The 8937-nt window shown below is 72.6% G+C and carries 1 protein-coding gene; it reads right to left on the bottom strand.

Annotated elements, in window-relative coordinates; all coding sequences use genetic code 11:
- Positions 1 to 4 precede the first annotated feature (4 nt).
- Entirely contained in the window at positions 5 to 8887 is an 8883-nt protein-coding gene (locus tag ACZ3KP_RS40550) for an SDR family NAD(P)-dependent oxidoreductase (protein ID WP_467506109.1), read from the bottom strand.
- Positions 8888 to 8937: the final 50 nt, after the last annotated feature.

Below are 8937 nucleotides of genomic sequence, written 5' to 3'. Positions count from 1 at the left end.
TCGTTCACTGATCGCGAAGCGCGATGTTGATGAGGTCGTCGACGTCGGCGTCGAGCAGAAGAGCCTCGTCGGGACCGTCGTCGGCCGGCCGAGCCCGGTGGGCGACGGCACCGTCCGGCCCGTCCTCGTCGCCGGACGGCTCGGCGGGGGCGAAGAGGGAGTCGACGTAGCCGGCCAGCTGGGTGACGGTCGGATAGTCGAACACCACGCCGGACGACAGTGTCCGGCCCGTCCGGGTCCTGAGCAGGTTGCGCAGCTCGACCGAGGTCAGCGAGTCGAAGCCGAGCTCGCTGAAGGACCGGTCGGTGTCGATCCGGCCCGCGGAGGCGTGCCCCAGCACGGTCGCGGCCGAGCCCCGTACCAGGTCGGTGAGGATCTTCTCGCGGTCGGCCCGGGACAAGCCGGCGAGCCGATGTTCGAGATCCTCGTGCCCGTTGCGGGTGTTGACTGCCGCGGGGAGGCGGGGCGCACCACCGGCGAGGTTGCGCCACAGCGGTGCGACGTCCGGCTGCGCCCGCAGGGCCTGCGGATTGAGCCGGGCCGGGCCGAGGACCGCATGACCGGTACGCAGCGCGCGGTCGAACAGCTCCATGCCCTGCTCGACGCCGAGCAGCGGCATGGCCGAGCGGTTGATGCGTTCCACGTCGCCGCGAGACAGCTCGCCGACCCGGCCGACCTCCGTCGTCCACGCGCCCCACGCCAGCGACAGGCCGGGCAGGCCGTCCCGGCGGCGTCGGCGCATCAGCGCGTCCAGGAACACGTTGGCGGCGGCGTAGTTGCCCTGCCCCGCGCTGCCCAGATGCCCGGCGAGCGACGAGTACACGAGGAACATCGACAGGTCGAGGTCGCGGGTCAGCTCGTGCAGGTGCCACACCGCGTCCACCTTGGGAGCGAGCGCCCGGTCGAGCTTCTCTCGTGTGAGCGAGCCGATGACGCCGTCCTCCAGGACCGCCGCGGTGTGCACCACGCCGGTCACCGGGTGGTCCGGCGGCACGGACGCGAGAACTCCGGCCAGAGCCTGCCGATCGCTCAGGTCACAGGCGGCGACCAGGGCCGTGGCCCCCTCGCCGGCGAGCTCGGCCACCAGCTCCGGCACGCCGGGGGCCTCCGCGCCACGGCGGCTGACCAGCAACAGGTGCCGGACACCGTGCTCGCGAACCAGATGGCGTGCGGCCAGCCCGCCCAGACCGCCGGAGCCGGTGATCACAACCGTGCCGTCGTTGTCCAGGGCGAGTTGCGTCGCGGCCGGAACGGTCAGCACGAGCTTGCCGATGTGCTTGGCCTGACTCATGTACCGGAACGCGGCCGGCGCCTGACGCATGTCCCAGTCGGCCACCGGAAGCGGTCGCAGCTCGCCCGCTTCGAACAGCTCGACCAGCTCCCGCAGCATCGCCTGGATTCGGACGGCCCCGGCGTCCATGAGCTCGAAGGCCTGATAGCTCACCCCGGGGTGGCGGCCCCCCAGCTGCTCGGACGAGCGGACGTCGGTCTTGCCCATCTCCACGAACCGCCCGCCGGGGGCCAGCGTATCCAGCGAGGCGTCCACGAACTCGCCGGCCAGGGCGTTGAGTACGACATCGACGCCGCGGCCGCCGGTGCCCTCGGTGAAGCGCCGGTGGAAGTCCAGGTCGCGGGACGAGGCCACGTGGTCCTCCGCGACGCCCCACTCGTGCAGCACCGGCCACTTGGCCGGGCTCGCGGTCGAGAAGATCTCGGCGCCGAGGTGTCGCGCGATCTGGACGGCGGCGAGCCCCACGCCGCCGGTGCCGGCGTGCACCAGCACCGACTCGCCCGCCTGTAGGCCGGCGAGGTCGACGAGGCCGTACCAGGCGGTGAGGAACACGATCGGGACCGAAGCGGCGGTGCTGAACTGCCAGCCCGCCGGCATGGCCACGAGCAGCCGGTGGTCGGTCACCACGAGCGGGCCGAACGCGCCGAAGGCCAGGCCCATCACCCGATCGCCGACCGCCAGGCCGGTCACGCCGGAGCCGACCTCGACGATCACGCCTGCCGCCTCGCTGCCGAGCGGGCCGGGCTCGCCCGGGTACATGCCCAGGGCGTTGAGCACGTCCCGGAAGTTGAGGCCGGCCGCGCGTACCTCCAGGCGCACCTCGTGCGGGGCCAGCGGCCGGGTCGCCTCGGGGCAGGGCAACAGGGCCAGGCCGTCCAGCGTCCCGCTCTCGGTCAGGCCGAGCCGCCACGGCGTGTCCGGGCCGGGGACGGCCAATTCGTCGGCGGGTCCGACCCGGGTCAGGCGGGCGGCCTGGAACTGCCCGCCACGCAGAGCCAGCTGGGGCTCGTCCGTGGCCAGGGCCCGGCCCAGCACGGCCGCGTCGAGGGCGGCGTCGGTGTCGAGCAGGACGATCCGGCCCGGGTTCTCACTCTGCGCCGAGCGCACCAGACCCCACGCCGCCGCGGCGGGCAGGTCGCCCACGGACTCGCCGGGGTGCGCCGCGACCGCCCCGCGCGTCCACACGACCAGCGGAGCGACGGGTTCCTTACGCAGCCAGTGCTGCAGTTGTTCCAGAACCCAGCCGGTCAGTTCGTGCGTGGCGTCGACGACGGGACCGGGCCCGGCCGCCACGGCGAGTACGACCGGCGACGAGCCAACTGTGTCGAGGGTCTCCACAGTGGTGTGACCGGTGCCGTTCCGGTCGACGAGCAGCCAGTCCCCCACGGGAGCACCCGTGGCGGTGGTGTCGGTCCAGGACATCGTCACGAGGACGCCGTCGCCGACGCCGACGACGGGACCGGCTGCGGACGCCGGGCGCACGACGAGGGAGCCGATCGACAGCACCGGCAGCCCTGTGCCGTCGGCGACCGCGATCGCCACTTCGTCAGGGCCCGTGCGCGTCAATGCCACCCGCAGCCGCGAGGCGCCGGTGGCCCGCAGGATCACGTCGGTGAAGCTGAAGGGCAGGCCGCCCGTACGGGCCGCGTCGAGCTCGGCGAACACCGTGGCGTGCAGCGCGGCGTCCAGCAGTGCCGGATGGAGCCCGTACGACTCGGGTCCGGCCCCGGCGGGCACCTCGACCTCGGCGAGGATCCGGTCGCCGTGCCGCCAGGCCCGGGTCAGGCCCTGGAAGATCGGGCCGTAGACGAGGAAGCCGGCCGCGGTGAGCTGCTCGTAGAAACCGGCCGTGTCCAGCTCCGTGCCTCCGGGCGCCGGCCAGTTCCCGCGTACGGCGTCGAACTCGTCCCCCGTCTCGGGGGCGTCGACGCTCAGCAGGCCGGTGGCGTGCCGAGTCCACTCTTCTTGGCCCTCCGGCCGGGCGTACACCGACACGGCCCGCTGCGCCTCGCCCGCGTCCACCACGACCTGCACCTGGACGCCGCCCTGGGCCGGCAGCACCAGCGGGGCCTCCAGCACGAGTTCGTCCAGCTTGGCGCAGCCGACGCTGTCGCCGGCGCGGACGGCCAGCTCGACATAGCCCGTGCCGGGGAAGATCACGGTTCCCCGTACGGCGTGATCGGCGAGCCACGGGTGGGTGCGGAGCGACAGGCGGCTGGTGAACAGCACCCCGTCGCTGTGCGGCAACGGCACCATGGCCCCGAGCAACGGGTGCTCCGCCGAGCTCATGCCCGCGGCGGCGAAGTCGGCGGGGCCGCCGGCCGGCTCGGGCCAGAAGTGGCCGCGCTGGAACGCGTACGTGGGCAGGGGAACCCGCCTCGCGCCGTGGCCGGCGAACAGGGTCGTCCAGTCCACGCTGACGCCGTGCGCGTGTGCCTGCGCGACCGATGTCACCAGCCTCTGCAGGCCGCCCTCACCGCGCCGAAGCGTTCCGACCACCGGGACGGTGTCCTGGATGACGGGCAGCAGCACCGGGTGCGGGCTGATCTCGATGACCACGCCGGGCTCGGCCGCCGTCAGTGCCTGTTCGAACAGCACCGTGTTCCGCAGGTTCCGGAACCAGTACGCGGCGTCCCAGCCCACGGTGTCCATCAGCTCGCCGGTCACCGACGAGACGACCGGCACCTTCGACGTCTGCGGGGTGATGGCAGCCAGGTCCGTCAGCAACCGGTCCCGGATCTGTTCCACCAGCACCGAATGCGAGGCATAGTCCACGGCAATCCGCCGCGCCTGGATCCCGTGCTCGTCGCAGTACGCCTGCAACCGGTCAAGCGCCGCAGCCTCACCCGAGACCACCGTGGCCCCCGGACCGTTGACGACCGCCAAGGACAGCCCCGGCCGGTCCGCGATCAAGTCCCGCGCCGCCGCGGCCGGCACCGACAACGCCATCATGCCGCCACCGGTCAGACGCTCAGCGATCGCCCTGCTCCGCAACGCCACCACCCGGGCACCATCGGACAACGACAACGCACCCGCCACACACGCCGCCGCGATCTCGCCCTGCGAATGACCCACCACCGCAGCCGGTTCCACTCCGTACGAACGCCAGACCGCGGCCAGCGACACCATCACCGCCCACAACGCCGGCTGCACGACATCCACCCGCCGCAACGCCGACTCGTCACCCAGCACATCGGCCAGCGACCAGTCCACGAACGGCTCCAGAGCCTCCGCACACTCACCCATCGACGAGGCGAAGACAGGCGAAGACTCGATCAGCTCCTGAGCCATCCCCACCCACTGCGCACCCTGACCCGGGAACACGAACACGACCCGGTCCGGGAAACGGGCCGGAGCCGGTTCGATGGTGTCGTCGCTGATGGCGCGCAGGCCGGCCAGCAGTTCGTCCCGGTCGCCGGACACCACGGCCGCCCGGTACTCGAAGGTCTCCCGGCTGGCCAGCAGCGACCAGCCCACGTCCACCGGACGAAGCCCGGGAACCGATTCCACGTGTTCGAGCAGCCGCGCGGCCTGGGCGCGGACCGCCGCGGCAGTCTTGCCGGACACCACCCACGGCACGACGGGGGTCACATCGGGCATCGTCTCGGGCCCGGCACCGGCGGGATCCGGTTCCGGCGCTTCCAGGATGATGTGTGCGTTGGTGCCGCTGATGCCGAAAGCGGACACCCCGGCCCGGCGGGGACGGCCCGTCTCCGGCCACGGCACGGCCTCGGTGAGCAGCCGGACGTCGCCCTGAGTCCAGTCGACCTTCGTCGACGGCTCGGTCACGTGCAGGGTCTTGGGCAGGATGCCGTGACGCAGAGCCATGACCATCTTGATCACGCCACCGACACCCGCGGCCGCCTGTGTGTGGCCGATGTTGGACTTCAAGGAGCCGAGCCACAGGGGCTTGTCGCCGGGGCGGTCGCCGCCGTAGGTCGCCAGCAGGGCCTGGGCTTCGATCGGGTCACCGAGCCTGGTGCCCGTACCGTGGGCCTCGACCGCATCCACGTCGGCGGGTGACAGACCCGCGGTCGCCAAGGCCTGACGGATCACGCGCTGTTGGGAGGGGCCGTTCGGAGCCGTCAGCCCGTTGGAGGCGCCGTCCTGGTTGACCGCGCTGGCGCGGAACACGGCGAGGACCTCGTGGCCGTTGCGCCGAGCCTCGGAAAGGCGCTCCATCACCACGACGCCGACGCCCTCGGACCAGCCCGTCCCGTCGGCGGCGTCGTCGAAGGACCTGCACCGGCCATCCGCGGAGAGACCGCCCTGCTTCGTGAGCCCGACGAACATGTCGGACGTCGCCATCACCGTCACACCGCCGGCCAGGGCAAGCGAGCACTCACCTGACCGCAGGGCCTGGGCCGCGAGGTGCATGGCCACCAGCGACGACGAGCAGGCCGTGTCCACACTGACCGCGGGACCTTCCAGCCCCAGGGCGTACGCCACACGACCGGACATCACGCTGGTCGCCGCGCCGGTGAGCACATGTCCGCGCAGGTCGTCGTGGCCGCGGTTGACCAGGTCGAGATAGCCGGTCTGGTAGGCGCCGACGAAGACGCCCGTGGCGCTGCCCGCCAGGGCCGAGGGGGTGATGCCCGTACGTTCCAGGGCCTCCCAGGCCACTTCCAGCAGCAACCGCTGCTGCGGATCGGTCGCCTGGGCCTCGCGTGGCGAGATGTGGAAGAACGCCGCGTCGAACTCGTCGATGCCGGTGAGGAAACCACCCTCCGCGGTGATCGACGTGCCGGTGCCGGAGCCGTCCGGACCGAGCAGCGCGTCGAGGTCCCAGCCACGATCGGTCGGGAAGGAGCCGATGCCGTCGGTTCCCTCGCTGATCAGGCGCCACAGATCTTCCGGGCCCTGGACATCGCCCGGGAAGCGGCAGGCCATGCCGACCAGCACGATCGGGTCGTCGGTGACCGTGCCGAACGCCGGCACCGACGCCGGCCCGGCAGCGTCCGGCTCGCCAACCTCGCCGGCCAGGTGCGCAGCCAGCCGGGTGACGGTCGGATAGTCGAACACCGCGCTCGCGGCAAGGCTGAGCCCGGTACGGGATTGCAGCAGGTTGCGCAGCTCCACCGAGGTCAGCGAGTCGAAACCCAGCTCGCTGAACGGCTGCTGGGCGTTGATCTGCGCGGCCGAGGCATGTCCCAGCACCACCGCAGCCGACTCGCGGACCAGCTCGACGAGGACCTTCTCCCGCTCGGCCGGCGGCAGAGCGGCCAAGCCCTGACCGCCGCTGCCGTCGGGCGCGGCGCCAGCGGTACGCCGGGCAGGGCCGCCGACCAGAGCCCGCCACAGGGCGGGAATCTCCGGCTGCGCCCGCAACGACCGCAGATCGAGCCGCGTCGGCGCCAGCAGCGGGAGATCGGCCCGCAGCGCCTCGTCGAACAGCTCCAGGCCGTGTTCGACGGCGAGCGCAGGCAGCGCCGCCCGGCCCATCCGCCGCCGGTTGGTCTCCGACAGCGTGCCGACCATGCCGACCTCGGTCGTCCACGGCCCCCAGGCCATCGACACGCCGGGCAGACCGTCGTGGCGCCGTTGCTGCACGAGCGCGTCGAGGAAGGCGTTGCCGGCGGCGTAGTTGGCCTGCCCGCCGCCGCCGAGCAGCCCGCCGATCGACGAGAACAGAACAAACATCGACAGGTCCAGGCCGCGGGTCAGCTCGTGCAGGTGCCAGGCCGCATCGACCTTCGGTGCGAGCACCCGGTCCAGTTGTTCCCGCGAGAGCGTGGCGACGACGCCGTCCTCGACCACACCCGCGGTGTGAACGATTCCGCTGATGTCGTGGGCGCCGATGACCTCGGCCAGCGCCACCCGATCGGTGACGTCACAGGCCACGACCTCGACGGCGGCACCTGTGCCGGACAGCTCCGCGACCAGCTCCTGCGCACCCGCTGCCGCCATTCCTCGCCGGCTGAGCAGCAGCAGGCTCCGCACACCGTGCTCGCCGACCAGGTGCCGGGCCACCACGCCGCCCAGTCCGCCAGTGCCGCCCGTGATGAGAACGGTTCCGGCGTGCTCCAGGGGCGCCGGCGGCTGGTCCGTGGGCTCGGTCCTTGTCAGTCGCGCGGCGCGTAGCGTCCCGTTGCGCAGGGCCAGCTGGGGCTCCCCACTCGCCAGGACGTGACCGAGCAGCGCGGCGTCGACGCCCGTGTCCCTGCCCGTGTCTGTGTTCGCGTTCGTGTCAGCGTCCATGTCGAGCAGGACGATGCGGCCCGGGTTCTCGGTCTGTGCCGAGCGCACCAGGCCCCACACCGCCGCGGCGGCCAGATCGGTGACCGGCTCGCCGGGATTGGCGGCAACCGCGCCGCGGGTCAGGACAACCAGCGGGATCGCGGCCTCCGTCAGCCAGGACTGCAGCTGCTCCAGGACGCGGCCGACGAGCTCGTGCGTGGACGCGGCGACGTCGTCCGGGGCGGCGGAGGCGGACAACACGGCAACCTGCGCCGACTCCTGGTCCGTGCTGTCGGCCGTCACCCACTTGGTGACCGGGCTGCCGGTCGCGGCGATGTCGATCCAGTCCAGCCGTAGCAGGGACCGGTCGCCCCGGACAGCCGTGATGTTTATGGTGTCCAGGTGCCGGAGGCTCAGCGAGCCGATCGAGAGCACCGGCTGCCCGGCACCGTCCGCCGCCGCGATGGAGACCGCCGCATCGTCCGTGCGGGTCAGGGCCACCCGCAGGTGGGCGGCACCGGCCGCGTGCAGGACCACGCCGGTGAACCCGAACGGCGACCCGTCGACTCCGGTGAGCTTTGCGGTCTGCAGCACCGCGTCGAGCAGGGCCGGATGGATGCCGTACGACTCCGCACCGGCCTCGGCGGGCACAGCAACCTCGGCGACGACATGGCCGGCGCGCCGCCAGGCCTTGGTCACCCCCTGGAACAGCGGGCCGTACTCGACGCTGTCGTAGAAGCCGGCGAGGTCCAACTCTGTCGCGCCCGGCCCGGGCCACGCCCCGGTGACCAGGTCGAGCTCCGGGCCGGCCTGCGCCGGGGTTGCCTGTGCCGGGGTGGCTGTCACCGCTCCGGTGGCGTGCCTGGTCCAGGACTCGGCGTCGTCCCGGCGGGCGTAGACGGTGACGCTGCGGCGCGAGGTGCCCGGCTCGGCGGGGTCGTCGCCGACCACTACCTGGAGCTGGACGCCGCCCTGAGCGGGCAGCACCAACGGCTCCTCGAGGACGAGCTCGTCGAGGTGGCCGCAGCCCACGCCGTCACCGGCCCGGACGGCGAGTTCCACGTAACCGGAGCCCGGGAACACCGCAGCGCCGTCAACCGTGTGCTCGGCCAGCCACGGATGGGTGCGCAGGGACAGGCGGCTGGTGAAGACCGCGCCGTTCGTACGAGGCAGCGGAAGCATGGCGCCCAACAGCGGGTGGCCGGCGGCGCTCAGGCCCGCGGCGGTCACGTCCGTCGGCTGATGCACCGGTTCCGGCCAGAAGCGCTGGTGTTGGAACGCGTAGGTCGGCAGCGCCACCCGACGCGCGTCCAGGCCCGCGAACACCGGCGCCCAGTCCACCGGAACACCACGCGCGTACAGATGACCCAGCGCGGCCAGCACCGCCTCACCGTCGTCACGCCTGCGCCGCAACATCGGCACACTGTTGTCCACCAGCCCCGACAACACCCCGTCCGGACCAGCCT

The organism is Streptomyces sp. NPDC020958, from assembly GCF_055562175.1.
Note: the sequence above shows the minus strand (reverse complement) of the source record. Positions and strands in the feature narration are given on the sequence as shown.